The sequence below is a fragment of the Pseudomonas sp. AC136 genome, assembly GCF_979258585.1.
In genome coordinates this window covers 1919031-1943633 of sequence record NZ_OZ409865.1, presented here as the reverse complement: position 1 = coordinate 1943633, position 24603 = coordinate 1919031, and the positions used below count along the sequence as shown (strand labels likewise).

At 60.2% G+C, this 24603-nt stretch carries 24 protein-coding genes; 19 read left to right on the top strand and 5 right to left on the bottom strand.

Annotated features, from left to right (window positions below):
• The 6 genes from tilS to ispD all read left to right on the top strand — a co-directional run bounded on the left by tilS (nucleotide 1) and on the right by ispD (nucleotide 6455).
• Nucleotides 1-1314: a tRNA lysidine(34) synthetase TilS gene (tilS, locus tag ACZZZU_RS08760; RefSeq protein WP_463550368.1), complete on the top strand. Its 1314-nt coding sequence runs from the start codon at nucleotides 1-3 to the stop codon at nucleotides 1312-1314.
• A gap of 185 nt (nucleotides 1315-1499) precedes the next feature.
• A complete protein-coding gene (locus ACZZZU_RS08755) occupies nucleotides 1500-3131 on the top strand; it encodes a CTP synthase (protein ID WP_122494068.1) in 1632 nt (543 codons plus the stop codon).
• Complete coding sequence (gene kdsA / locus ACZZZU_RS08750; RefSeq protein WP_463550367.1) at nucleotides 3128-3973, top strand: 3-deoxy-8-phosphooctulonate synthase; 846 nt, start codon at nucleotides 3128-3130, stop codon at nucleotides 3971-3973. Before ACZZZU_RS08755 ends, kdsA begins: the two co-directional genes overlap by 4 nt.
• A 145-nt stretch (nucleotides 3974-4118) precedes the next feature.
• Entirely contained in the window at nucleotides 4119-5408 is a 1290-nt protein-coding gene (gene eno / locus ACZZZU_RS08745; RefSeq protein ID WP_122494066.1) for a phosphopyruvate hydratase, read from the top strand.
• A gap of 61 nt (nucleotides 5409-5469) precedes the next feature.
• A complete protein-coding gene (gene ftsB / locus ACZZZU_RS08740) occupies nucleotides 5470-5748 on the top strand; it encodes a cell division protein FtsB (protein WP_122452616.1) in 279 nt (92 codons plus the stop codon).
• A complete protein-coding gene (gene ispD, locus ACZZZU_RS08735; RefSeq protein WP_463550366.1) occupies nucleotides 5745-6455 on the top strand; it encodes a 2-C-methyl-D-erythritol 4-phosphate cytidylyltransferase in 711 nt (236 codons plus the stop codon). Before ftsB ends, ispD begins: the two co-directional genes overlap by 4 nt.
• Before the next feature lie 128 nt (nucleotides 6456-6583).
• Here ispD and ACZZZU_RS08730 read toward each other — a convergent pair whose 3' ends face one another.
• A complete protein-coding gene (locus ACZZZU_RS08730; protein WP_463550365.1) occupies nucleotides 6584-7462 on the bottom strand; it encodes a LysR substrate-binding domain-containing protein in 879 nt (292 codons plus the stop codon).
• 137 nt (nucleotides 7463-7599) lie between these two features.
• Between ACZZZU_RS08730 and ACZZZU_RS08725 the strand changes: the two genes are divergently transcribed.
• The 8 genes from ACZZZU_RS08725 to rpoS all read left to right on the top strand — a co-directional run bounded on the left by ACZZZU_RS08725 (nucleotide 7600) and on the right by rpoS (nucleotide 14757).
• A complete protein-coding gene (locus ACZZZU_RS08725; RefSeq protein ID WP_463550364.1) occupies nucleotides 7600-8712 on the top strand; it encodes an S-(hydroxymethyl)glutathione dehydrogenase/class III alcohol dehydrogenase in 1113 nt (370 codons plus the stop codon).
• Nucleotides 8713-8729: 17 nt separating this feature from the next.
• Nucleotides 8730-9572, top strand: coding sequence for an S-formylglutathione hydrolase (gene fghA, locus ACZZZU_RS08720; protein ID WP_463550363.1), 843 nt, complete (start codon nucleotides 8730-8732; stop codon nucleotides 9570-9572).
• A 177-nt stretch (nucleotides 9573-9749) separates the two neighbouring features.
• Nucleotides 9750-10223, top strand: a complete 474-nt coding sequence (ispF, locus tag ACZZZU_RS08715; protein ID WP_122452621.1) for a 2-C-methyl-D-erythritol 2,4-cyclodiphosphate synthase — start codon at nucleotides 9750-9752, stop codon at nucleotides 10221-10223.
• Nucleotides 10220-11278 (top strand): tRNA pseudouridine(13) synthase TruD, encoded by a 1059-nt coding sequence (gene truD / locus ACZZZU_RS08710; protein WP_463550362.1) that lies wholly within the window; start codon nucleotides 10220-10222, stop codon nucleotides 11276-11278. Before ispF ends, truD begins: the two co-directional genes overlap by 4 nt.
• Nucleotides 11266-12015, top strand: a complete 750-nt coding sequence (gene surE / locus ACZZZU_RS08705) for a 5'/3'-nucleotidase SurE (protein ID WP_463550361.1) — start codon at nucleotides 11266-11268, stop codon at nucleotides 12013-12015. Before truD ends, surE begins: the two co-directional genes overlap by 13 nt.
• Before the next feature lie 41 nt (nucleotides 12016-12056).
• Complete coding sequence (locus ACZZZU_RS08700) at nucleotides 12057-12692, top strand: protein-L-isoaspartate(D-aspartate) O-methyltransferase (RefSeq protein WP_463384742.1); 636 nt, start codon at nucleotides 12057-12059, stop codon at nucleotides 12690-12692.
• Nucleotides 12693-12771: 79 nt separating this feature from the next.
• Nucleotides 12772-13647, top strand: a complete 876-nt coding sequence (locus ACZZZU_RS08695) for a peptidoglycan DD-metalloendopeptidase family protein (protein ID WP_463550360.1) — start codon at nucleotides 12772-12774, stop codon at nucleotides 13645-13647.
• Nucleotides 13648-13752: 105 nt separating this feature from the next.
• A complete protein-coding gene (gene rpoS, locus ACZZZU_RS08690; protein ID WP_122494057.1) occupies nucleotides 13753-14757 on the top strand; it encodes an RNA polymerase sigma factor RpoS in 1005 nt (334 codons plus the stop codon).
• Nucleotides 14758-15279: 522 nt separating this feature from the next.
• On the opposite strand, the gene fdxA is transcribed toward rpoS, so the two are convergent.
• Nucleotides 15280-15603, bottom strand: a complete 324-nt coding sequence (gene fdxA, locus ACZZZU_RS08685; RefSeq protein WP_122494056.1) for a ferredoxin FdxA — start codon at nucleotides 15601-15603, stop codon at nucleotides 15280-15282.
• A 142-nt stretch (nucleotides 15604-15745) separates the two neighbouring features.
• The gene (gene mutS / locus ACZZZU_RS08680; RefSeq protein WP_463550359.1) at nucleotides 15746-18313 is read right to left on the bottom strand and encodes a DNA mismatch repair protein MutS; all 2568 of its coding nucleotides are present in this window, start codon (nucleotides 18311-18313) and stop codon (nucleotides 15746-15748) included.
• Between the two features lie 71 nt (nucleotides 18314-18384).
• On the opposite strand from mutS, the gene ACZZZU_RS08675 reads away from it, so the two are divergent.
• The 3 genes from ACZZZU_RS08675 (at nucleotide 18385) to recX (ending at nucleotide 20498) form a co-directional block, all read left to right on the top strand.
• Nucleotides 18385-18885: a CinA family protein gene (locus ACZZZU_RS08675; RefSeq protein WP_122494054.1), complete on the top strand. Its 501-nt coding sequence runs from the start codon at nucleotides 18385-18387 to the stop codon at nucleotides 18883-18885.
• Nucleotides 18886-18970: 85 nt separating this feature from the next.
• Complete coding sequence (gene recA / locus ACZZZU_RS08670; protein WP_122452630.1) at nucleotides 18971-20029, top strand: recombinase RecA; 1059 nt, start codon at nucleotides 18971-18973, stop codon at nucleotides 20027-20029.
• 7 nt (nucleotides 20030-20036) lie between these two features.
• Nucleotides 20037-20498: a recombination regulator RecX gene (gene recX, locus ACZZZU_RS08665; RefSeq protein WP_463383603.1), complete on the top strand. Its 462-nt coding sequence runs from the start codon at nucleotides 20037-20039 to the stop codon at nucleotides 20496-20498.
• 109 nt (nucleotides 20499-20607) lie between these two features.
• Here recX and ACZZZU_RS08660 read toward each other — a convergent pair whose 3' ends face one another.
• Nucleotides 20608-21681 carry an LOG family protein gene (locus tag ACZZZU_RS08660; RefSeq protein WP_463550358.1) on the bottom strand — a complete coding sequence of 358 codons (1074 nt, stop codon included), beginning with the start codon at nucleotides 21679-21681 and terminating at the stop codon, nucleotides 20608-20610.
• 86 nt (nucleotides 21682-21767) lie between these two features.
• Nucleotides 21768-22166 carry a quorum-sensing-regulated virulence factor family protein gene (locus ACZZZU_RS08655; protein WP_122494051.1) on the bottom strand — a complete coding sequence of 133 codons (399 nt, stop codon included), beginning with the start codon at nucleotides 22164-22166 and terminating at the stop codon, nucleotides 21768-21770.
• A 155-nt stretch (nucleotides 22167-22321) separates the two neighbouring features.
• Between ACZZZU_RS08655 and ACZZZU_RS08650 the strand changes: the two genes are divergently transcribed.
• Together ACZZZU_RS08650 and ACZZZU_RS08645 are read left to right on the top strand one after the other, a co-directional pair.
• Nucleotides 22322-22462, top strand: a complete 141-nt coding sequence (locus tag ACZZZU_RS08650; protein WP_463550357.1) for a hypothetical protein — start codon at nucleotides 22322-22324, stop codon at nucleotides 22460-22462.
• 360 nt (nucleotides 22463-22822) lie between these two features.
• On the top strand, nucleotides 22823-24478 hold the full coding sequence (locus ACZZZU_RS08645) for an OmpP1/FadL family transporter (protein WP_463550356.1): 1656 nt from the start codon (nucleotides 22823-22825) through the stop codon (nucleotides 24476-24478).
• The last annotated feature ends 125 nt before the right edge of the window (nucleotides 24479-24603 follow it).

Here is a 24603-nt window from a genome sequence, read left to right as displayed (position 1 = left end):
GTGAAGCTTCACGCCAGGTTGCTAGCGGGTCTGGCACCCTGGCGCAGCGCACCGGCCTGGCATGTGGCCCTGTCCGGTGGGCTTGATTCCACCGTATTACTCCATCTTCTGGCTTCGCTCGGCAAAACCGAGCGCCTGCCGCCTCTCTCCGCCCTTCATATCCATCACGGCCTTCAAGCTGCGGCTGACGCGTGGCCGGCCCATTGCCAACAGCTGTGCGACGAGCTGGGCGTGCCATTGCGCGTGGTGAACGTGCAGGTGGCTGCTGGCGCGAGTGTCGAGCGCGCGGCGCGGGAAGCGCGGTACCAGGCGTTCGCTCATGTGCTGGGGAAGGGCGAGGTATTGCTGACGGCGCAGCATCGTGACGATCAGGCAGAGACGCTGCTGTTCCGCTTGCTGCGTGGCGCTGGGGTGCGCGGGCTGGCGGGAATTCCTCAGAGTCGCGCGCTGGCGGCCGGTGTTGTCGTGCGGCCATTGCTGGAGTGTTGCCGTGCTGAGCTGCTGGCGTATGCGCTCGAGCATGGTTTGAGCTGGGTGGAAGATCCCAGCAATGGCGACACCGGTTTTGCGCGCAACCATTTGCGTCATCAAGTGTTTCCCCAACTCGCCGTGCACTGGCCGCAAGCGGCGCAGACCATGGCCCGCACGGCTGCGCATTTACGCGAGGCGCAGGGGCTGTTGGATGACCTGGCCGCGCTCGATCTCGCTGCGGCGCGAACCGCCAATCCGCTGCCGTGGCTAAGCGTGCCGTCGCTTGAACTGCAGCCGCTGCTCGGCCTTTCCTCGGAGCGCCAACGCAACGCGCTGCGTCATTGGCTCGCGCCGCTGACGCTGCTGCCCGACAGCGAGCATTGGGCGGGTTGGAATGACCTGCGCGACGCGGCGGGCGATGCGAAACCAGTGTGGCGTTTAGCCGATGGCGAGCTGCATCGCAGTGGCGGGCGGCTGTGGTGGCTCGCGGGCAGTTGGCTCGTGGCACCCGAGCCGGCACCCGAGTGGACTCATCCGGGCAAGCCGTTGGCCTTGCCCGGCAATGGAGAGCTGCACATTGAGGGCGAGACGCCGCAGGGTCCGTTGCGCATTTGTTATCGCCAGGGCGGCGAAGTGATGAATGTGCCAGGCCGAGGGCATCGCGACCTCAAGCGGCTGCTCAACGAACACGCGATTCCGACATTTGTGCGCAAGCGATTGCCCTTGTTGTACCGCGGCGACGAGCTTCTGGCGGTGGCAAACCTGTCTGCACTCCGCAGCCCTGCTGACGCTGGCTTGCGATTGCACTGGCAGCCACCGACGAATGACCAACGTTTGAGCTGAAAGGGTAGTTCCGGTAGACTACGCTCCCGTCTCATACAGCTAATGCGCAGGCCTTCCGGTTCTCTGCACGGCTATCAATTTTCAAGGCACGGCCAACAGGCTTTGCTGGTAATGGTGGGCAGCAGCCCTCATTCAGCTTTCCCCGGCGGCGCAAACCGCCTAAACGCAGACTTCTAGGGTTTTTCATGACGCGCTACATATTCGTCACGGGCGGTGTTGTTTCTTCATTGGGGAAAGGCATCGCCTCGGCTTCATTGGCGGCTATCCTGGAGGCGCGGGGCCTGAAGGTCACGATGCTCAAACTGGACCCTTATATCAACGTCGATCCGGGCACGATGAGCCCGTTCCAGCACGGTGAAGTGTTCGTCACTCACGACGGTGCCGAGACCGACCTCGACCTTGGCCACTACGAGCGGTTCATCCGCACCACGATGACCAAGGGCAACAACTTCACCACCGGCCGCGTCTACGAAGACGTGCTGCGCAAAGAGCGCCGTGGTGATTACCTGGGTGCGACCATCCAGGTCATTCCGCACATCACCGACGAAATCAAACGCCGCATCATCAAGGGTGCTGGCGATGCCGACGTGGCCATGGTGGAAATCGGCGGTACCGTTGGCGACATCGAGTCCCAGCCGTTCCTCGAAGCCATTCGCCAGTTGCGCGTGGAAGTGGGCGCCAAGCGCGCCATGCTGATGCACCTGACGCTGGTGCCATACATCGCCACTGCCGGCGAAACCAAAACCAAGCCGACCCAGCATTCGGTTAAAGAACTGCGCTCCATCGGCCTGCAGCCTGACGTGCTGATCTGCCGTTCCGATCACCCGATCGACGTGTCGTCGCGCCGCAAAATCGCCCTGTTCACCAACGTGGAAGAGCGCGCGGTAATCGGTCTGGAAGACGTCGACACCATCTACAAAATTCCTTCCGTGTTACATGCCCAGGGCCTGGACGATTTCGTCGTCGAGCGTTTTGGCCTGGAATGCGGCGGTGCCGATTTGTCCGAGTGGGAGCGCGTAGTCGACGCCAAGCTCAACCCGGAAAAAGAAGTCAACATCGCCATGGTCGGTAAGTACATGGAGCTGCTGGACGCTTACAAATCGCTGATTGAAGCGATGAGCCATGCCGGCATCCAGAACCGCACCAAGGTCAATCTGCGCTACATCGACTCTGAAGACATCGAGCAAAAAGGCACCGGCCTGCTGGAAGGCGTGGACGCCATTCTGGTGCCCGGCGGCTTCGGTCTGCGCGGCGTGGAAGGCAAGATCACCACGGTGCAATACGCCCGTGAAAACAAGATTCCGTACCTGGGCATCTGCTTGGGCATGCAAGTGGCGGTCATCGAGTTTGCCCGTAACGTGCTGGGCTGGACCGACGCCAACTCCACCGAATTCGACAAAGTCAGCGGCCACCCGGTCGTGGGTTTGATCACCGAGTGGGAAGACGCCGGCGGCGGTGTGGAAATTCGCACCGAAGCCTCCGACCTCGGCGGCACCATGCGCCTCGGCGCGCAAGACTGCCATCTGGAAGCGGGCTCGAAAGTATTCGACTGCTACGCCAAAGAAACCATCGTCGAGCGTCACCGTCACCGCTACGAAGTGAACAACAACCTGCTGCCGCAACTGCAGGACGCCGGCCTGAAAATCACCGGTCGCTCCGCTGACGGCGCGCTGGTGGAAGTGGTTGAAGCGCCGGATCACCCGTGGTTCGTGGCCTGCCAATTCCACCCCGAGTTCACCTCCACACCGCGCGATGGGCACCCATTGTTCAGTGGTTTCGTTAACGCCGCACTGGCGCAGAAAGCGAGAAAGGCATGACCCAGAAAGTCGTCAAAGTTGGCGCCATCGAAATCGCCAACGACAAACCCTTCGTGCTGTTCGGCGGTATCAACGTTCTAGAGTCGCGCGACCTGGCCATGAAGGCCTGTGAAGAGTACGCACGGGTTACCGAAAAGCTCGGCATCCCTTATGTATTCAAAGCCAGCTTCGACAAAGCCAACCGCTCCTCCGTCAGCTCCTTCCGTGGCCCAGGCCTGGAAGAGGGCATGAAGATTTTCGAGGAAGTGAAGAAGACCTTCGGCGTGCCGGTCATCACCGACGTGCACGAGCCCGAGCAAGCGGCGCCTGTCGCTGCCGTGTGCGACATCATCCAATTGCCCGCTTTCCTGTCGCGCCAAACTGACCTCGTCGTGGCCATGGCCAAGACCGGCGCGATCATCAACATCAAGAAAGCCCAGTTCCTCGCTCCGCAAGAAATGAAACATATCCTGGCCAAATGCGTCGAAGCCGGGAATGACCAGTTGATCCTGTGCGAACGCGGTTCCAGTTTTGGCTACAACAACCTCGTGGTAGACATGCTCGGCTTCGGCATCATGAAGTCGTTCGAATACCCGGTGTTCTTTGACGTGACCCACGCTCTGCAAATGCCGGGCGGGCGCTCCGATTCGGCAGGCGGTCGTCGTGCGCAAGTAACCGACCTCGCCAAAGCGGGCATGAGTCAGGGCCTGGCAGGCTTGTTCCTCGAAGCTCACCCGGACCCGGACAACGCCAAGTGCGACGGTCCATGCGCCTTGCGTCTGGACAAGCTGGAGCCGTTCCTTACCCAGCTTAAAGCGCTGGATGATCTGGTCAAGAGCTTCCCGCCGATTGAGACTGCCTAAGCGCAGGAATCTTCGGTAAAGTGCCGCTCGGGCGAGCTCTGACCCGTGAGTCAGAGAGTCGTCGAGCGGGCTGGTTTTGTTCCAGGCAGCCTGCATCAACCTCTCTGCAGCGCCGTTTTCGTCAAATTTTGGAGTGTTAACAACAATGGCAAAGATCGTCGACATCAAAGGTCGTGAAGTTCTCGACTCCCGTGGCAACCCGACCGTCGAAGCGGACGTCATTCTCGACAACGGCATCGTCGGCAGCGCGTGCGCACCGTCGGGCGCTTCCACCGGTTCGCGCGAAGCGCTGGAACTGCGTGATGGCGACAAGAGCCGTTACATGGGCAAAGGCGTGTTGAAAGCTGTGGCCAATATCAATGGCCCGATCCGCTCGTTGCTGCTGGGCAAAGACCCGGTTGATCAGAAGGCCCTCGACCACGCGATGATCGCCCTCGACGCCACTGAAAACAAAGCCAGCCTGGGCGCCAACGCCATCCTCGCTGTGTCGCTGGCCGCTGCCAAAGCTGCCGCACAAGACCAAGACCTGCCGCTGTACGCCCACATCGCCAACCTCAACGGCACCCCTGGCGTTTACTCCATGCCGGTGCCGATGATGAACATCATTAACGGCGGCGAGCACGCGGATAACAACGTCGACATCCAGGAATTCATGGTTCAGCCCGTTGGCGCGAAAACCTTCGCCGATGGCCTGCGCATGGGCACCGAAATTTTCCACCACCTCAAAGCCGTACTGAAAGCGCGCGGCCTGAGCACTTCGGTGGGTGATGAAGGCGGTTTCGCACCGAACCTGGCTTCCAACGAAGACGCTCTGGCTGCCATCGCCGAAGCCGTTGCCAATGCCGGTTACAAGCTGGGCACCGACGTGACTCTGGCGCTGGACTGCGCTTCGAGCGAGTTCTTCGAAGGCGGCAAATACGACCTGGCCGGCGAAGGCAAAGTGTTCGACGCCGCCGGTTTCGCTGACTACCTGGCTGGCCTGACCCAGCGTTACCCGATCATCTCCATCGAAGACGGCATGGACGAATCGGACTGGGACGGCTGGAAAGTGCTGACCGATAAGATCGGCGACAAAGTCCAACTGGTCGGCGACGATCTGTTCGTCACCAACACCAAGATCCTCAAAGAAGGCATCGACAAGTCGATCGCCAACTCGATCCTGATCAAGTTCAACCAGATCGGCACCCTGACCGAAACCCTGGAAGCCATTCAAATGGCCAAGGCAGCCGGTTACACCGCCGTGATCTCGCACCGTTCGGGTGAAACCGAAGACAGCACCATCGCCGACCTGGCCGTGGGCACTGCTGCCGGTCAGATCAAAACCGGCTCGCTGTGCCGCTCGGACCGCGTGTCCAAGTACAACCAACTGCTGCGCATCGAAGAGCAGTTGGGTGCAAAAGCACCGTACCGTGGTCGCTCCGAATTCCGCGGCTAAGCTGACGGTGGTAAAAAGGGCAGCGAAAGCTGCCCTTTTCTTATGAGAAAAAGCCCGATTCATGCGTAGCCCCTACTGGTTATTCGTCGTTCTGATCCTTGTGCTGGCAGGCCTGCAGTACCGCTTGTGGGTGGGCGAGGGCAGCTTTGCGCAGGTCACCGACTTGCAGCGACAAATCGCCGAGCAAAAGGGCGAAAACGAAAACCTGCTGGAACGTAACCGTATCCTCGAAGCTGAAGTCATGGAGCTGAAGAAAGGTATGGAAACCGTGGAAGAACGTGCCCGTCACGAACTGGGCATGGTCAAAGAGGGCGAAACCCTCTATCAGCTAACCGAATGACCTCGCCTGCTTTGCCTGCCTTCTGGGCTTTGATCCCGGCCGCAGGCGTCGGCGCCCGAATGCTCGCCGACCGGCCCAAGCAGTATCTGCAACTGGCTGGTAAAACCATTCTCGAACATACCCTCGACTGCTTCCTCGACCACCCGCAATTGCGCGGCTTAGTGGTGAGTTTGTCGGTGGACGATGCTTATTGGCCGACGCTGCCCTACGCCAGCAACGAACGCATCCAACGTGCCGATGGCGGCGCCGAGCGTGCCGACTCGGTGCTCAACGGCCTTATCCGATTGGCCGAACTGGGCGCCGGTGAAAACGACTGGGTGCTGGTGCACGACGCGGCCCGGCCGAACCTGTCGCGCTACGACCTGGACTTGTTGCTCGCCGAATTGGCGGACGACACGGTCGGCGGCCTGCTGGCCGTGCCAGCGCGCGACACCTTGAAACGTGCCGGCGCCGATGGTCGCGTGGCCGAGACGGTCGACCGCTCGGTGATCTGGCAGGCCTTCACGCCGCAAATGTTTCGCCTCGGCACATTGCACCGCGTGCTGGCGGATGCGTTGGTGTCCGGCGTGCAGGTCACCGACGAAGCCTCGGCCATCGAATGGGCCGGGCAATCGCCGCGCTTGATTGAAGGGCGGGCGGATAACCTTAAAGTCACCCGGCCGGAAGATTTGGAGTGGCTGCGTCAGCGGTGGGCGCATAAGCGCTAACGGCCCCTCACCCCCAACCCCTCTCCCGCAAGCGGGAGAGGGAAGCCAACTCGCAATTTTGGTTAAAACGCGGTCGGCCCCCTCTCCCGTTTACGGGAGAGGGTTGGGGTGAGGGGCTCTTCGAACGCTCACCCCAAATGCCCCAACCCCGCCTTCAAGTGATCCACCAACTGCCTCACCTTCGGCGACAAATGCCGCTGCTGCGGATACAACGCCCACACCGCCGTATTCGGCGCCTCATGCTTTTCCAGCAGCGACACCAGCGCGCCACTGCTCAAGTGCTCCTGCACGTAATAGTCCGGCAACTGGCACAACCCCAACCCTTGTAGCGCCGCGTCCAGCACCGCCTGCCCGCTGTTGCAGCGCCAGTTGCCGTGCACCCGTTGCGACACCTCGCGGCCTTCCTGTTGAAAACTCCAACTGTCGCTGCTGCCGATCAGGCAGTTGTGCTGGTTGAGCTCCGACAAACTGTGCGGCCGCCCGTAACGCTGCACATAGCTGGGCGCGGCGCACAGGTACATGCGGCGCGGCGCCAGGCGCGTGGCCACCAGCCGCGAGTCTTGCAAACGGCCCAGGCGAATCGCCAGGTCGAGGCCGTCCTGAACCATATCGAGGGTGCGGTTGCTCAGTTCTATATCCACCTTCAACTGCGGATGGCGGCTCATAAATTGCGTCACCAGCGGCACGATAAAACGTTCGCCGTAGGCCACCGCGCAGGTCATTCGCAGCAACCCTTTCGGCTCGCTGCCTAAATCGCCGACCGCGCGCAGCGCTTCTTCGCGGCCGTCTTGCAGGCGCTGGCAATGCTGTAAAAACGTTTGCCCTGCTTCGGTGAGTGCGACGCGCCGGGTGCTGCGGTAGAAAAGGCGCGTCTGTAGGCTTTCTTCGAGGCGGGCGATTTGCCGGCTGACTTGTGAGGACGACAGCCCCAAGCGCTGCGCCGCTGCGGTGAACTGTCCGCACTCGGCCACCGCGACAAACTCATCCAGCCCATCCCAACTGTTCATTCCGCGCTCCGTCCAGTGCCCTCTAATGCCGGGATTATCCCTCACGGGCAGTAATGTTTTGCTAATTCCGCGATTATTTACAGAAAGCACTGTGGACTACACTTTGCGCCACTGTTTAAACCCGCTGGAGAGCGACCATGATCAAGTCCCGTGCTGCCGTAGCCTTTGCCCCGAACGAGCCGCTGAAAATTGTCGAAGTGGATGTGGAAGCGCCGAAGGCCAGCGAGGTGCTGGTGCGCATTGTCGCCACCGGCGTATGTCATACCGACGCCTACACACTGTCGGGTGCTGACTCCGAGGGCGTGTTCCCGGCCATTCTCGGCCACGAAGGCGGCGGCATTGTTGAAGCGGTCGGTGAGGGCGTCACCTCGGTGAAAGTCGGCGACCACGTGATTCCGCTGTACACCGCCGAATGCCGCGAGTGCAAATTCTGCAAATCCGGCAAAACCAACCTGTGCAGCTCGGTGCGCGCTACTCAAGGCAAAGGCCTGATGCCCGATGGCACCAGCCGCTTCTCTTACCAGGGCCAGCCGATTTATCACTACATGGGCTGCTCGACCTTTTCCGAATACACCGTGCTGCCGGAAGTGTCGCTGGCGGTTATCCCTAAAGAAGCGCCTCTGGAAAAGGTCTGCCTGCTGGGCTGTGGCGTCACCACCGGCATTGGCGCCGTGTTGAACACCGCGAAGGTTGAAGAGGGCGCCACCGTCGCCATCTTCGGTTTGGGCGGCATCGGCTTGGCGGCGATCATCGGCGCGAAAATGGCGAAGGCCTCGCGCATCATCGCCATCGACATCAACCCGGCCAAGTTCGATGTGGCCCGCGAACTGGGCGCCACTGACTTCGTCAATCCAAAGGATTACGACAAGCCGATTCAGGACGTCATCGTCGAACTCACCGACGGCGGCGTGGATTACAGCTTTGAATGCGTCGGCAACGTGCAACTGATGCGCGCCGCGCTGGAGTGCGCGCACAAAGGCTGGGGCGAGTCGGTAATCATCGGCGTAGCCGGCGCCGGCCAGGAAATTAGCACCCGTCCGTTCCAACTGGTGACCGGTCGCGTATGGCGCGGTTCAGCGTTCGGCGGCGTCAAAGGCCGCACCGAGTTGCCGAGCTACGTGGAGAAAGCGCAGAAGGGCGAGATTCCGTTGGACACGTTCATCACCCACACCATGGGCCTGGACAAAATCAACGAAGCGTTCGACCTGATGCACGAAGGCAAAAGCATTCGCACCGTCATCCATTACTGATCAGGGCGGGCATTCCCATGACCCTTGAAATCGTTTCCAGCAACAAAGCATTCGGCGGCTGGCACAAGCGTTATCGCCACCGCTCCAGCTCGCTTAATTGCGACATGGTGTTCGCCGTCTACTTGCCGCCGCAAGCCGAGCAGGGCGCCAAGCTGCCGGTGCTGTATTGGCTCAGCGGCCTGACCTGCACCGACGAAAATTTTATGCAGAAAGCCGGTGCCCAGCGCCTGGCGGCCGAGCTGGGGTTGATCATCGTCGCGCCGGACACCAGCCCGCGCGGCGAAGGTGTGCCGGACGACGCAGCGGGCGCCTACGACTTCGGTCTGGGCGCCGGTTTTTACGTCAACGCCACGCAGGAACCGTGGGCGCGCCACTATCGGATGTACGACTACGTGGTGCAGGAATTGCCCGAGCTGATCGAAGCCAACTTCCCTGTATCAGACAAACGCGGCATCAGCGGCCACTCCATGGGCGGCCACGGCGCGTTGATTTGCGCGCTGAAAAATCCGGGGCGTTATCAGTCGGTGTCGGCGTTCGCGCCGATTGCCAATCCGCTGAATTGCCCGTGGGGCGAGAAAGCCTTGGGCAACTACCTGGGCGCCGACCGTTCGCGCTGGCGTGAATGGGATGCCAGCGTGCTAATTGCCGACGCCGGCGAAAAGCTGCCGATTCTGGTGGACCAGGGCGACCGTGACGACTTCCTCGAAGGCCAGCTAAAACCGCAAGCGCTGGAAGCGGCGGCGAAGGCGGCGGGCCATCCGCTGACCCTGCGCATGCAGCCGGGGTATGACCATAGCTACTACTTTATCGCCAGCTTTATTGATGACCACTTGCGCCATCATGCGGCGGCGTTGAAGTAGCACAAGGGCTGAGACCCCGATTGCCCAATCGAGGCTGAAGCCTCTCCTACAAGAATCGCGGTTCTTATGCAGGAGAGGCTTCAGCCTCGATGCTTTTGCGCTACCGGTTTCAAGTGCCAGCGGCGCTCGCGGGGCCCTTCGGGTAAACTCGCGACTTTTCTCAGGACCCCTCGGCTCATGCGTATCGGCCACGGCTACGATGTTCACCGCTTTTGCGACGGCACCTTTATTACCTTGGGTGGCGTGCAGATTCCCCATAAGTTCGGGCTGCTCGCCCATTCCGACGGCGACGTGCTGCTGCATGCCTTGAGCGATGCCTTGCTGGGCGCTGCCGCGCTGGGCGATATCGGCAAACATTTCCCTGATACCGATCCCAATTTCAAAGGCGCCGACAGCCGTGTGCTGCTGCGTCATGTGGTGGGGCTGATCAAGGCCAAGGGCTGGAAGGTCGGCAATGTCGATGCCACCATCGTTGCCCAGGCGCCAAAAATGGCACCGCATATCGAAACCATGCGCGCCGCCATCGCCGCCGACCTTGAGGTCGCGCTGGATCAAGTCAACGTCAAAGCCACCACCGAAGAAAAGCTCGGGTTTACCGGCCGTGAAGAGGGCATCGCCGTACACGCGGTCGCCTTGTTGGTAGCGCAATGAACGAACTCGAATTGCTCGGCCCTCGTGCCTATGGTGAAGCGGCCGGGCGCGCGGTACTCAAGGCCACTGCCGAAGATTTCCAGGTCGATGAAGTGCTCGACATTCCCCTGGCCGGCGAAGGCGAACACTTGTGGCTGTGGGTGGAAAAGCGCGGTCTGAATACTGAAGACGCCGCGCGCCGCCTGGCTAAAGCTGCTGGCGTGCCGTTGCGCATGATCAGCTACGCCGGCCTTAAAGACCGGCAGGCCCTGACCCGTCAATGGTTCAGCCTGCACTTGCCAGGCAAGGCCGACCCGGATTTCTCCGCCGCGCAAAGTGACAGCCTGATTATCGTCAAAACCGCACGGCACAAGCGCAAGCTGCAACGCGGCGCCCACTCGGCCAACGGTTTCACCTTGCGCCTCACGCAACTGCAAGGCGATAGCGCTGCACTCGACGCGCGCCTGGAACAGATCAAGGCCCATGGCGTGCCGAATTATTTCGGTGAACAACGCTTCGCCTATCAAGGTGGCAACGTGGTGCAGGCGCGTGATTTCGCCAGTCGTAGCGAGCTGCCGGACGCGCGCAACGTACGTTCGCGCCTGCTCTCGGCGGCGCGCAGTTATGTGTTCAATCAGGTGGTGGCCGCACGAGTCGCCGACGGCAGTTGGCAGCGCGCGCAGGTCGGTGACTTGCTGGCCTTTACCGACAGCCGCAGTTTTTTCCCGGCCGGTGAGGCCGAGTGCAGCGACCCGCGTCTGGCCATTCTCGATCTACATCCCACCGGCCCACTGTGGGGCGAAGGGCCTTCGCCGGCAGCCGGTGCGACCCATGAAATCGAACAAGCGGTCGCGGCAAAAGAGACGGCGTTGTGCGACTGGTTAATCTCTGCGGGCATGGCTCACGAACGGCGTATTCTGCGCCTCCCCATCGGCGGTTTGACGTGGCATTATCCCGAGCCTGACATTCTGCAACTGGAATTCGTCTTGCCGGCTGGATGCTTCGCCACCGCTGTGGTGCGTGAAATCGTCGAGTTGTTGCCGGCAGGGCAGACGGACAACTCATGCGTATTCTGATTTCAAACGACGATGGGGTGATGGCTCCCGGCCTCGCCGCGCTGCATGGCGCGCTGGCGGATTACGCCGAGTGCGTGGTAATTGCCCCCGACACGGACAAGAGCGGCGCCAGCAGCTCGTTGACACTCGATCGTCCGCTGCACCCGATGGTGTTGCCCAACGGTTTTATCAGCATCAACGGAACGCCTACCGACTGCGTGCACCTGGGCCTTAACGGCTTGTTGCCCGAGCTGCCAGACATGGTGGTGTCAGGCATCAACCTGGGTGCGAACCTGGGCGATGACGTGCTGTATTCCGGCACCGTGGCGGCTGCGCTCGAAGGGCGTTTTATCGGCTGCCCGGCCTTCGCCTTTTCTTTGGTTTCCCGGCAAACCGACAACCTGCCGGCCGCTGCGTACATCGCCCGCCGTCTGGTGGAAGCGCGAGACAAACTCGATTTGCCGCCGCGTACCGTGCTCAACGTGAACATTCCCAACTTGCCGCTGGACCACATTCGCGGCATTCAGCTGACGCGCCTGGGCCACCGCGCCCGTGCCGCAGCGCCGGTGAAGGTGGTTAACCCGCGCGGTAAAGAAGGCTATTGGATTTCGGTGTCGGGCGATGCCGAAGACGGCGGCCCCGGCACCGACTTCCATGCGGTGGTGCAAGGCTATGTGTCGATCACGCCGCTGCAACTGGACCGCACCTTTAACGAGGCGTTTGCAACGATCGAGCCTTGGTTGGAGGGATTGCTCTGATGTCGCGCGGGCAAGACGATCTGCAACACCGTGGTATTGGCATGACCTCGCAGCGCACCCGCGAGCGCCTGATCCAACGCTTGTACGACGAAGGTCTTTCCAACGCCCGGGTGCTTGAAGTTATTCGCCGTACGCCGCGTCATCTGTTTGTCGATGAAGCGTTCGCGCACCGTGCCTACGAAGACACGGCGCTGCCCATCGGCCACAACCAGACCATCTCGCAACCCTATATGGTCGGGCGCATGACCGAGCTGCTGCTGGCGGCCGGCCCGTTGGACAAGGTGCTGGAGATCGGCACCGGCTCCGGCTACCAGACGGCGGTGTTGGCCCAATTGGTTGAGCGAGTCTTCTCAGTGGAGCGTATCCAGGCTCTGCAAGAGCGGGCGAAAGAACGATTGCTGGCACTCAACTTGCGCAACGTGGTCTTTCGTTGGGGCGACGGCTGGGAAGGCTGGCCTGCACTGGCCAGTTACAACGGCATTATCGTCACCGCCGCTGCGGCTGAAGTGCCGCAGGCGCTGCTGGATCAGCTGGCTCCAGGCGGGCGCCTGGTGATTCCGGTGGGAGCGGGCGATGTTCAGCAGCTGATGTTGATCATCCGCGAAGAGCACGGCTTCTCCCGTCATGTGCTGGATGCGGTGCGCTTCGTACCCTTGCTGAACGGGCCCACCGCTTGAGTTGGGCGAGGGTGGCACTACTTAAGTATGGGTTTTGTCGTTTTACATTTTTCAACAGTCACCGGAAAGGGAGAGGCGGGTGAGTCTCACAGCCATTCAGCAGTGGATTTGCATCGCAGGCGCCAGAAGTCTGGTGAGTGGCTTGGTCCTTGGAGTGTTACTGGTCGGTTGCAGCAGCACCCCTCCTGGCGGCGTACGTGTGGTTGATCGTACCGCTGGCGGTTCGACCAGCAGCACCAGCGCCGCCACCCCGCAGCGTCCCGCGACCACCACCGGCCAATACCGCGTTCAGCGCAGCGACACCCTTTATTCCATCGCCTTTCGTTTTGGTTGGGATTGGCGCGCGCTAGCGGCTCGAAACAACATTCCGGCCCCTTACACCATCAAGGTCGGTCAGGTGATCCGCTTCGACGGCGGGCGTTCGCCAACGGTGGTCAAAGGTCCGATTGCAACAGCCAATAGTGGCAATAAGCCGCCCTTGGTGGTGGTGCCGACCAACACCGTTCCGGTCATCGCCAGGCCCGCCCAACCCCCGGTTGTTACCACGCCAGCGACCACGCCGGTGCAGGCTGTGAGTCGTTCTGCTACAGGCTGGGCGTGGCCTACAGGCGGGGCTTTGATCGGTAAATTCTCCTCAAACGGTAGTTTGAATAAAGGAATTGATATAGCTGGGGAATTGGGCCAGCCTGTTCTTGCCGCGTCGGATGGTTCTGTTGTGTACGCCGGAAGTGGATTACGGGGCTACGGCGAATTAGTGATCATCAAACACAGCGATACCTACGTAAGCGCTTACGGTCACAACCGCAAGTTGCTGGTAAGGGAGGGACAGCAAGTCAAGGTCGGGCAGACGATTGCCGAAATGGGTTCCACCGGCACCGATCGGGTGAAGCTCCATTTTGAGATTCGCCGACAGGGTAAACCTGTGGATCCGCTGCAATTTTTGCCTGCGCGTTGAAAGGTTGTCAGCCCGCTCCAGCCACGTAGGCCGGACGGGCTCAGGGATTGCCATGGATTAAGGTGATGCCGGGGCTTATGTCGAACTCAGCAAGGGATAAGAACAATGGCACTCAACAAAGAAGCGCCGGAGTTTGACTTGGATGATGACGTGCTGCTCATGGAGCCCGGCATCGTCTTGGACGACGTGCATAACGATGAGCCGGAAGCTCCGGCTAAACGCACGAAGGCCAAGCAGTCCACTGCGGTCAAGCAACACAAATACATTGACTACACCCGGGCGCTAGACGCCACTCAGCTTTACCTCAACGAAATCGGTTTCTCCCCCCTCCTGACTCCCGAAGAAGAAGTCCATTTTGCGCGGCTGGCGCAGAAGGGCGACCCTGCGGGCCGTAAGCGCATGATCGAAAGTAACTTGCGCCTGGTGGTGAAGATTGCCCGTCGGTACGTCAATCGGGGTTTGTCCCTGTTGGACCTTATCGAAGAAGGCAATCTCGGGCTGATTCGGGCGGTCGAGAAATTCGACCCTGAGCGTGGCTTCCGCTTCTCCACTTACGCCACCTGGTGGATTCGACAGACCATCGAACGCGCGATCATGAACCAGACGCGCACCATTCGTTTACCTATTCATGTGGTCAAGGAGCTAAACGTCTACCTGCGCGCCGCGCGCGAATTGACGCAGAAACTTGACCACGAGCCCTCCGCCGAGGAAATCGCCAACCTGCTGGAAAAACCGGTCGGCGAGGTCAAGCGCATGCTTGGCCTCAATGAACGGGTGTCCTCGGTTGACGTTTCGCTTGGCCCGGACTCCGACAAAACCCTGCTCGATACCCTGACCGACGACCGCCCGACCGATCCCTGCGAATTGCTGCAGGATGACGATCTCTCGCAAAGCATCGATCAGTGGCTCTCGGAACTGACCGACAAGCAGCGTGAAGTGGTCGTCAGACGTTTTGGTCTGCGCGGTCACGAAAGCTGTACGTTGGAAGAAGTGGGTCAAGAAATCGGCTTAACCCGCGAGCGGGTGCGGCAGATTCAGGTCGAAGCGCTTAAACGACTGCGGGAAATCCTGGAAAAGAACGGTCTCTCCAGTGACGCGCTGTTCCAATAACCCCCGTTAACACCGCGCAAAAAACACCCGGCTCAGGCCGGGTTTTTTGTCGGTGTCTTCCTGCAAGCTCCAGCTTTGTAAGACATTGCTTACAGAGTGTGTAAGTGATTCGAGGAATGATTAGCCGGCGTATCGCCTGCGTTACACTGAGCGGGAATCGCAAGCCATTGAATTATAAGGAATAAGTTAATTTATGAGAGTGCGCGCGACTGTCCGTTAGGCGATTTCGCGACTTGAACGGCATCTGGATATCGCTAATATCACCCCTGTGCTTACGGACTAGCACGGGCTGAAATGGATATCGGCCAGGAACCATCGAAGGACACGATTCATCAGGACGATGAGCAGGAAATAGAGGGATTAGGGACGAAAGAGTGGGCGGGTCAAACCGCCCCTTTTTTTTGCCTGCCGAAAGGTGGGCACAACAAAAGGCCCGCATTGCGGGCCTTTTGTCTTTCACGGTGTTTGTCCTGCAGCGGGAAGCACTCGTCGGTGCGTTCTCTCGCTCTGGAAGCCTGGCGCTTAGCGCTCCAGGAGTTCCAGTTTGTTTTTCTTGCCATCCCACTCTTCAGCGTCTGGCAGCGCTTCTTTGCGCTCGGTGATGTTCGGCCAGATTTCGGCAAGATCAGTGTTCAACTGAATGAACTCTTGCATATCTTCAGGCACTTCATCTTCCGAGAAGATCGCTTGGGCCGGGCATTCTGGCTCGCACAGGGCGCAGTCAATGCACTCGTCCGGGTGGATCACCAAAAAGTTCGGGCCTTCGTAAAAGCAGTCCACCGGACACACTTCTACGCAGTCGGTGTACTTGCACTTGATGCAGTTGTCGGTGACGACGAAGGTCATTTCTAATTCTCTCCTCAGGCGGCTGGGGAGCCCGGTTCAGTAATTGAGCTCCTCGGCTCGGGAAACGAGAGCGGCGGTCCAGGCTAATAGACCACCGCTTTCCCAAAGCGCGCGGGATTCTAACAGCTTGCGCGCGCAGGCGTTAGATGCGTGCCTTCAATGTATATAACAGTTCGAGTGCGCGGCGCGGGGTTAAATCATCAGGATTGATGCGGCCCAATTCTTCAATCACCGGGTGCGGCGCGCTGGCGAACAAGTCGCTTTGCACGGGCACCGCCGGTTTCCCTGGCTCGCTACGCGGCTGCTCGTGGGGCAAGGCGGTGGTTTCCAGGCGCGCCAAGTGCTCCTTGGCGCGCACGATCACATCGCCCGGAACCCCGGCCAACTGCGCAACTGCCAAGCCATAACTCTGGCTCGCCGGTCCTGGCAGCACGTGGTGCAGAAACACGATGCGCTCGTTGTGCTCGGTGGCGTTCAAATGCACGTTGGCGACAATCGGCTCGCTTTCCGGCAACACCGTCAGCTCGAAATAATGCGTGGCGAACAAGGTGTAGGCACGCAAGCGCGCCAAATGTTCGGCCGCTGCCCAGGCCAGCGACAGGCCGTCAAAAGTGCTGGTGCCGCGACCGACTTCATCCATGAGCACCAGGCTGCGTTCGGTAGCGTTGTGCAGAATGTTGGCCGTCTCGCTCATCTCCACCATAAAGGTGGAGCGACCACCGGCCAGGTCGTCGCTCGAGCCGATGCGGGTAAAGATGCGGTCCACCAGCGACAGCTCGCAGCTGGCCGCCGGCACGAAACTGCCGATATGGGCGAGCAGCACAATGAGTGCGGTCTGGCGCATGTACGTGGACTTACCGCCCATGTTCGGGCCGGTGATGATCAGCATCCGGGTGTTGTCATCCAGGCTCAGGTCGTTTGCCACAAACGGCGTTGTCAGCACCTGTTCCACCACCGGGTGGCGGCCCTGGTTGATGCGCATGCACGGCTCGTCGACAAAGCGCGGGCGGTTGAGGTCGAGCGTCAGGGCGCGTTCTGCCAGGTTGCTCAGTACGTCCAACTCGGCCAGCGCGCCGGCCGAATCCTGCAGCGGGCCGAGGTGGCCGATCAAACGCTCCAACAGCTCGTCGTAAAGCATCTTTTCCCGCGCAAGCGCCCGGCTTTTCGCCGACAGCGCCTTGTCTTCGAACTCTTTCAGCTCCGGCGTAATAAAGCGCTCGGCGCCTTTGAGCGTCTGGCGGCGGATGTAGTCGGCCGGCGCTGATTCGGCCTGCTTGCTCGGCAGCTCAATAAAGTAGCCGTGAATGCGGTTGTAGCCGACCTTCAAATTGGCCAGGCCGGTGCGGGCTTTTTCCCGCGCTTCCAAGTCCATCAGGAACTGGCCGGCGTTTTCGCTGAGCGATTGCAACTCGTCCAACTCCGGGTCGTAACCGGTCTTCAACACGCCGCCATCGCGGATCACCGCCGGCGGGTTGTCGATAATTGCTCTGGCCAGCAGCTCGGCCAGTTCCGGGTATGTGCTCACGGTACCGGCGAGGGTTTGCAGGTGCGGGCTTTCCAAATTGGCCATGGCCATTTGCAGCTCCGGCAACGCTGCCAGGGCATCGCGCAGACGCGCCAAATCGCGGGGGCGCGCATTGCGCAAGCCGATGCGCGCGAGAATGCGCTCCACGTCGCCGATCTCTTTTAACTGCGGCTGCAAGTTCTCGAAACGATAGCGTTCGAGCAGGCAGGCAATCGATTCCTGGCGGGCGTCCAGTACCGCGCGCTGGCGCAGTGGGCGGTTAAGCCAGCGGGTCAGCAGGCGACTGCCCATGGCGGTTTGGCAGCGGTCGACCACCGATTGCAGCGTGTTGTCGCGGCCACCGGCGAGGTTGGTGTCCAGCTCCAGATTGCGCCGGCTGGCGCCGTCGAGAATCACCGTGTCGTCGAGGCGCTCATGGCGCAGGCTGCGCAGGTGGGGCAGGGCGGTGCGCTGGGTTTCCTTGGCGTAGGCCAGCAGGCAGCCGGCAGCGCCGATGGCCAGGGTCAGGTTTTCGCAACCGAAGCCCTTGAGGTCTTGCGTGGCGAACTGTTGGCACAGGCTTTTGTGCGCTGAGTCGCGCTCGAAATCCCATGGCGCGCGGCGACGCGAGCCGCGGCGTTTCTCAGCCGGCAGGCCTTGCGGCCAATCGTCCGGAATCAATAACTCAACCGGATTTAGACGCTCCAGTTCGGCCAGCAAATTCTCCCAGGCCGGAATTTCCAGCACGCTGAAACGGCCGCTGGTGATGTCCAGCACCGCCAGGCCAAACAGGCGTTCGTCGCCGAGCACGGCGGCGAGTAAATTGTCCCGGCGCTCATCAAGCAAGGCTTCGTCGCTAACCGTGCCGGGCGTGATGATGCGCACCACCTGACGTTCCACCGGCCCCTTGCTGGTGGCTGGATCGCCGATCTGCTCGCAAATAACAACCGACTCCCCGAGCTTCACCAACTTGGCCAGATAACCTTCGGCGGCGTGGTAAGGAATGCCGCACATAGGAATGGCCATGCCCGCCGATTGGCCGCGCGCGGTCAGGGTAATGTCGAGCAACTTCGCGGCTTTTTTCGCGTCTTCGTAGAAAATCTCGTAGAAGTCGCCCATGCGGTAAAACATCAACTGGTCGGGGTGCTGATTCTTCAGCCGCCAGTACTGCTGCATCATCGGGGTGTGTGCGGAGAGATCGCTCATTACCAGGCCTTGCGCGCAAAAGGCGCTAGTGTACGGTATCCCCCTCATCCTCTTTAAGCCCGGAGATTGCCTTGGACGCGATTACTCAACTGGCCGCGCAACTGGGCCAGCGTCTGCGTGCGCTGGACGCGCGTGTCACCACTGCCGAGTCATGTACCGGCGGCGGTATCGCCGAAGCCATCACCCGAATTCCTGGAAGCTCCGCTTGGTTTGAAGCCGGTTACGTCACTTATTCCAACGCCCAGAAGACCCGTCAGCTTGATGTGCCCGTCACTTTATTTGCCTCCGTAGGGGCGGTCAGCCGTGAGGTCGTCGAAGCCATGGCACGCGGGGCGCAAGACAAAAGCGCTGCACAATTTTCCGTAGCCGTCAGCGGTGTTGCCGGCCCGGACGGCGGTTCAGTCGACAAACCTGTAGGCACCGTCTGGCTGGCTTGGGCGAATGGCGACCAGGTGTTTACCCGCAAGCGTCTTTTTGCTGGCGACCGTGACGCGGTGAGACGACAAACGGTGGAAGCCGCACTGGCCGGGCTGATCCGACTAGCTGCAGGAGAAATTCCGGATCAGGGGTAGGCGCTCGACTTGCGCTGTGGAATAATACTGGCTACTTATACAGTTGTTAGCGGCCGCTAGGCCCTCTTGATCACGTGAGGATTCAATGGACGAGAATAAGAAGCGCGCCTTGGCTGCAGCCCTGGGTCAAATCGAAAAACAATTCGGTAAAGGCGCAGTCATGCGCATGGGCGACCATGAACGTCAGGCCATTCCGTCGATTTCCACCGGCTCCCTGGGCTTGGACATCGCCCTGGGTATTGGCGGCCTGCCACGCGGTCGTATCGTAGAAATCTACGGTCCGGAATCGTCGGGTAAAACCACACTCACCTTGTCCGTCATCGCTGAAGCACAGCGCATGGGCGCCACCTGCGCCTTCGTCGATGCTGAACACGCACTCGACCCGGACTACGCCGGCAAGCTCGGCGTCAACGTCGACGACCTGCTGGTTTCCCAACCAGACACCGGCGAGCAAGCGCTGGAAATCACCGACATGCTGGTGCGCTCCAATGCCATCGACGTAATCATCGTCGACTCCGTTGCCGCCTTGGTGCCGAAAGCAGAAATCGAAGGCGAAATGGGCGACATGCACGTCGGCCTGCAAGCCCGTCTGATGTCGCAAGCGCTGCGTAAAATCACCGGCAACATCAAAAACGCCAACTGCCTGGTTATCTTCATCAACCAGATCCGTATGAAAATCGGTGTGATGTTCGGCAGCCCGGAAACCACCACCGGTGGTAACGCGTTGAAGTTCTACGCCTCGGTGCGTCTGGACATCCGTCGTACCGGCGCCGTGAAAGAAGGCGACGAAGTAGTCGGCAGCGAAACCCGCGTCAAAGTGGTGAAAAACAAGGTAGCCCCGCCGTTCCGTCAGGCTGAGTTCCAGATTCTGTACGGCAAGGGCATCTACCGTAACGGCGAGATCATCGACCTGGGCGTGCAGCTCGGTCTGCTGGAAAAATCCGGCGCCTGGTACAGCTACCTGGGTAGCAAGATTGGTCAGGGTAAAGCCAACTCGGCCAAGTACCTGGAAGACAACCCGGAAATCGCCAAAACCATCGAGAAGCAGATCCGCGATCAACTGCTTATGGCCGGTAAAGATGCAGCCGCAGCGGCCGCCGCTGCCGCTGTAAACAACACCGAAGACGATCTGGCAGACGCCTGAGTCTGTTATGTCCGTCGTACTCGACAGCCCTGCCGCAGTACGACGGACAGCCATGGACTTGCTCGCACGCCGCGAGCATGGCCGTGTCGAGTTAACCCGCAAGTTGCGCCAACGCGGCGCCCCGCCTGAACTTATCGAACCGGAACTCGACCGCTTGACGGAAGAGGGCCTGCTGTCCGAAACCCGCTACCTCGAAAGCTTCGTTTCCTACCGTGCCCGCTCTGGCTACGGGCCTATGCGCATTCGCGAGGAACTGGGGCAGCGTGGACTGGCGCGCGCCGATATCGAACAGGCGCTGCGTGAATGCGGTATCGATTGGCGTGAACAGATGAACGAAGTCTGGCAGCGCAAATTCGGCGAGCAACCGAACGACGCCAAGGAGCGCGCCAAGCAAGGGCGCTTTCTTGCGTATCGCGGTTATTCCATGGACATGATCAGCCGCCTGCTGCGCGGCGAGCTGTACGATTGAAGTCCCTTCCTGCCTATTCAAAACCTAACAAGCAGCGCAGCCCTGTAGGAGCGGCTTCAGCCGCGATGCTCTTAATTGGCGCCTCGCGCTCCTGCCAGCCAACTAGGGTCTACGCCCAATTCTCCGGCGTATTCACAAAGTCATACAGCTCACGCAACCGCCCGTATTCCCGACCGCGGAAGGCAAACGCCAGGCGATGTAATGGAGCCAACTCCGGCTCATCCCCCTCGTTTTCAAACGCGCCTTGCTGCTGCACAAAGCCGCCGCTTTTGCAGAGGTCGGCGAACAGTTCCGGCAACTGACTCACCGCTTCAGCCGACAGCCCGTGATGCAGGCGAACCACAAAGCGATCCTTCAGCCAGCGGCTCGAATGAAAGTTGCTGTAGAACCGAGTGATCTGCTCGACCGCCTCGTCGGCATTGTTGGCCATGGTCAGCAGTTTCAGGTCGCTGGGCAGAATGTAGCCGTTGCCTTTGAGTTGCCGTTGGATAAACGCCAAGGCGTCTTTCCAGAAGGTGCCGTCGGGCTCGTCCAGCAGTACCACTGGAACCAAGGGGCTTTTGCCGGTTTGGATGAGCGTCAGCACTTCCAGCGCTTCGTCCAACGTGCCGAAGCCGCCTGGACAAAGCACCAGCGCGTCGGCTTCTTTAACGAAGAACAGTTTGCGCAGAAAGAAGAACTTGAACGACAGCAGGTTGCTGCTGCCTTGCATGGTGGCGTTGGCGCTTTGCTCGAAGGGCAAGCTGATGTTCAGTCCTAGGCTGTGCTCCAGCCCCGCGCCTTCATGGGCGGCGGCCATGATGCCGCCACCCGCGCCGGTAATTGCCATCAGCTCGTGACGGGCCAAGGCAGCGCCAAGATCTTTGGCCAGTTGGTAGACGGGATGGTTGGCTGGCGTGCGGGCCGAGCCGAATACGGTGACCTTGCGACGACGTTTGAACTGCTCCAGCACGCTGAAGGCATGTTCCATCTCACGCAGGGTTTGCAGCATGATTTTCGCGTCCCAGCGGTTGCGGTCGGCCTGGGCCATGCGAATGACGGTGGAGAGCATGTCGCGGTAGAGCGACAGGTTGAGACTGGAATCAGGCGTAGCGAGGGCGAGCAATTCGTCCACTTTGGCGGCCAGATCAACGCTCGGGGTTTGCACATGACGGTTCAGATAATCGTCCGGTTCGTAAGGCATGGAACAGCTCCTTGAGGGTGAACCTTGGATCGGAAGCGGCAGGTTGGGTGAAGCCGGTCGCGGCTCGACCCAACCTGAAGTAAAGCTTATTTGATCGAGCAGTCAGCTTTGCTGAAGTTTTCAGCGGCGATGTAGTTGTTGGTTTTGTATTCGCTGAACTGGTAACGCAGCACGGCGCCACGGGCCAGCAGTTGGCGGAAGCCGTTGTTCTGGCAGACGCTGGCGCCCAGTTGCTTGCGCACGGCATCCGGATTGCCGCGCATTTGTGCGGCGTGGGCCGGCTGAACGCTCAGGTGGTTGATCAGCACGTTGCCGTCGACGGTGTAGCCCTGATCGAGAATGTCTTCGTTGATGGCCCGCGGCGTGCCTTCGCTGCTTTGGGTAGCCACCTGATTGAGCAGCTTGTTCAGCTCGAAATCCTGAAGCGAGGCCGCGTGCGCAGCGGGAAGGGCGAAGCAAAGGGCCAGGGCCGTGAAGCGCAGCATGTAAATCTCCATATCCATAAAGCGGGTTGGACCCTGGCCTCAAGGCTAGGTTCGTAAGCCCGCAACTATTACGTGGGCCAGCGCTCAGCCCGGGTTGCATCCTGACCAAGCGCCTGCGGCAGATCAAGCGCGAGCACGTCCATGGTTCATTGCCGATGAGCATTCTTCTTTTATTTGCGACTAACGCCGTTCAGCCCGCCGATATCGTCGCCAAAAACGCCGGTTCCATCTTCCCGCAAAAATCTTCGAATCTTTTTGAATTATTTGGTCATACAAATCTGTACGGCTTGGTGTGAAACGGTAACGGTTTTATTACACCGGCAGACGGGGCTTGAGGCCCCTAACGGCGGGCTTCGGGGGAAGCCGACATTTTGCCAGGTGCAATCCGGCCACCTTCACAGCGGCTCGGGTGTTACCTCGGCCCAGGCCGGATAGGACCGTAGGCAGTACGAAGGATTGGGGATCGTCAGCAAAGGAGGCCGGTCACAGGTCGCATACCGCTTCATTCGAAAGTCGGTTTTATCGCTGCGCTACAGAGGTTCCGGTTGGCCTAAACCGGAGACGTATCGCGGCTTATATCGTGCGTGTAGGAGTCGAGAATAATGATAAGAACTCGCCCATCTTGCTGGCAGACCGCGCTTTACAGCGGGAGCTTGATGTTGGTTTGGACCTCCGGAGCCATGGCGTCCGGTTACCACTTTGGTTCGCAGTCGGTGGCAGCCCAGGGCACAGCCCACGCCAACGGCGCGGAAGCGGTCGACCCTTCGACCATTTTCTACAACCCCGCAGGCCTTGCGCGCTTACCCGGCACCCAGGTCACCAATGGCATCACCATCGTCATTCCCAAGGGCAGCTTTAAAGACACCGGCAGCACCGACGTTTTCGGTAACTCCACCGGCGGCACGGGCGCCGGCTCCTACCTGCCAGACGCCGCTGCCGCACCGGATTTCTACTTTTCCAGCCAGATCAATGACAACGTCACCGTCGGCCTCGGCATCTTCGTGCCCTACGGCGCCAAACTTGATTACAAGGAGAACTGGAGCGGTCGCTACGGCATTCAGTCGGCGAACCTGGAAACGGTGAACATCAACCCGAGCATTGCCTACCGCTTCAATGAGCACCACAGCATTGGTTTCGGGCTGTCGGCGCAGTACATCAAGTCGATTCAGCGCGGGGCGGCAGATGTTCAGGGCGCGTCGCGGCAGTTAGCCGGACAGTTTGTGCGGCAAAATCAGGCACTGACGGAGTTGGCAGCCAATCCACTCGGACAGATTGGTATTCCTTTGCTTTATCCGGGCTTAACCGTGCCGGACGAAATCACCAGTTGTAACGGTCAGCAGAGCGACGACGACGCCTTCGTCGACTGCGTGGCGCAAAACTTCGCCAGCAATGTGGAAGGCGATGGCTATTTCCGGGTCAAGGGTGACGATTGGGGGTTTGGCTGGAACATCGGATACATGTGGGAGCCCACCGACAAAACCCGTTTCGGCGTGGCCTATCGTTCGAAAATCAGTCACACCATGGAAGGCAAGTCGAAGTGGAGTTTTGCTGACGTACAAGGTGCGGTCCCGGATCCTTCAACCGATTTACGGCCGGATGGAAATACTTTTCTTGAATTCATCGGCCTGCCGCCCCGCGACGAACTGGGCCAAGTGCTCGACCCGAGCAATTGGATCAACCCAGGCAATTTCGCTGCCAGCAACCTGCACCCGAACTCGGACGCAAAAACCAGCATCGATACGCCCGAGTCGTTCTCGATCAACGCCTTCCACCAGTTGAACGACAAAGTGGCACTGATGGGCGACGTGACTTGGACGCGCCACTCGCGCCTGGACCAGATCGGCATTCAGCTCAAAGAAGTTAATGGTTACCCCTACTTCAACGGCGTGAATGAAGGCGACGCCACGGTCGACCAAGATTGGAACGACACCTACAAAATCTCCCTCGGTATGAACTACCAATGGGACAAAGACCTGATGCTGCGCACCGGCGTCGCCTACGACAAATCCCCCGTCAGCGGCAGCGATAAACGCCACCCCGCGTTCCCGGATGCCGACCGTTACTGGTTGTCCCTCGGCGCCAACTACAAGTTCGACGAGGACACGTCGGTCGATCTCGCCTACAGCTACGTGCAATTCGCCAGCGGCAAGATGGATTACAAAGATGGCTGCTCACCAGCGGGTTGGGCGCCAGGCGGTGGCAGTCTTTACGTCGACAGTGGCGTGCGTTGCACCGGCAACGGCGGCAACTTCAAGGGTGAATACGAAACCCGCATCCACTTCGTAGGCTTGGCCTTCAACCAGTCGTTCTAACCCCCTCGCCCGGCGGGTCGTCTGTCGACCCGCCTCAGGCCCGCTGCGGTTTTGCCCAGCGCCTCTGCTAGACTCGCCGGCTTCTTTTTTGCTGGTCGGATGCAGTCGATGATCTCCTTTTCTTC

What these genes read in the sequence shown, in the direction of transcription:
- ACZZZU_RS08660 (WP_463550358.1), bottom strand. Translation starts at nt 21,681, where the DNA reads ATGCCTTACGAACCGGACGATTATCTGAACCGTCATGTGCAAACCCCG.
- ftsB (WP_122452616.1), top strand. Translation starts at nt 5,470, where the DNA reads ATGCGTAGCCCCTACTGGTTATTCGTCGTTCTGATCCTTGTGCTGGCA.
- surE (WP_463550361.1), top strand. Translation starts at nt 11,266, where the DNA reads ATGCGTATTCTGATTTCAAACGACGATGGGGTGATGGCTCCCGGCCTC.
- ACZZZU_RS08730 (WP_463550365.1), bottom strand. Translation starts at nt 7,462, where the DNA reads ATGAACAGTTGGGATGGGCTGGATGAGTTTGTCGCGGTGGCCGAGTGC.
- ispD (WP_463550366.1), top strand. Translation starts at nt 5,745, where the DNA reads ATGACCTCGCCTGCTTTGCCTGCCTTCTGGGCTTTGATCCCGGCCGCA.
- ACZZZU_RS08700 (WP_463384742.1), top strand. Translation starts at nt 12,057, where the DNA reads ATGACCTCGCAGCGCACCCGCGAGCGCCTGATCCAACGCTTGTACGAC.
- ACZZZU_RS08650 (WP_463550357.1), top strand. Translation starts at nt 22,322, where the DNA reads ATGAGCATTCTTCTTTTATTTGCGACTAACGCCGTTCAGCCCGCCGAT.
- fdxA (WP_122494056.1), bottom strand. Translation starts at nt 15,603, where the DNA reads ATGACCTTCGTCGTCACCGACAACTGCATCAAGTGCAAGTACACCGAC.
- kdsA (WP_463550367.1), top strand. Translation starts at nt 3,128, where the DNA reads ATGACCCAGAAAGTCGTCAAAGTTGGCGCCATCGAAATCGCCAACGAC.
- recA (WP_122452630.1), top strand. Translation starts at nt 18,971, where the DNA reads ATGGACGAGAATAAGAAGCGCGCCTTGGCTGCAGCCCTGGGTCAAATC.
- truD (WP_463550362.1), top strand. Translation starts at nt 10,220, where the DNA reads ATGAACGAACTCGAATTGCTCGGCCCTCGTGCCTATGGTGAAGCGGCC.
- ACZZZU_RS08655 (WP_122494051.1), bottom strand. Translation starts at nt 22,166, where the DNA reads ATGCTGCGCTTCACGGCCCTGGCCCTTTGCTTCGCCCTTCCCGCTGCG.
- ACZZZU_RS08645 (WP_463550356.1), top strand. Translation starts at nt 22,823, where the DNA reads ATGTTGGTTTGGACCTCCGGAGCCATGGCGTCCGGTTACCACTTTGGT.
- ispF (WP_122452621.1), top strand. Translation starts at nt 9,750, where the DNA reads ATGCGTATCGGCCACGGCTACGATGTTCACCGCTTTTGCGACGGCACC.
- mutS (WP_463550359.1), bottom strand. Translation starts at nt 18,313, where the DNA reads ATGAGCGATCTCTCCGCACACACCCCGATGATGCAGCAGTACTGGCGG.
- ACZZZU_RS08755 (WP_122494068.1), top strand. Translation starts at nt 1,500, where the DNA reads ATGACGCGCTACATATTCGTCACGGGCGGTGTTGTTTCTTCATTGGGG.
- rpoS (WP_122494057.1), top strand. Translation starts at nt 13,753, where the DNA reads ATGGCACTCAACAAAGAAGCGCCGGAGTTTGACTTGGATGATGACGTG.
- ACZZZU_RS08725 (WP_463550364.1), top strand. Translation starts at nt 7,600, where the DNA reads ATGATCAAGTCCCGTGCTGCCGTAGCCTTTGCCCCGAACGAGCCGCTG.
- recX (WP_463383603.1), top strand. Translation starts at nt 20,037, where the DNA reads ATGTCCGTCGTACTCGACAGCCCTGCCGCAGTACGACGGACAGCCATG.
- eno (WP_122494066.1), top strand. Translation starts at nt 4,119, where the DNA reads ATGGCAAAGATCGTCGACATCAAAGGTCGTGAAGTTCTCGACTCCCGT.
- fghA (WP_463550363.1), top strand. Translation starts at nt 8,730, where the DNA reads ATGACCCTTGAAATCGTTTCCAGCAACAAAGCATTCGGCGGCTGGCAC.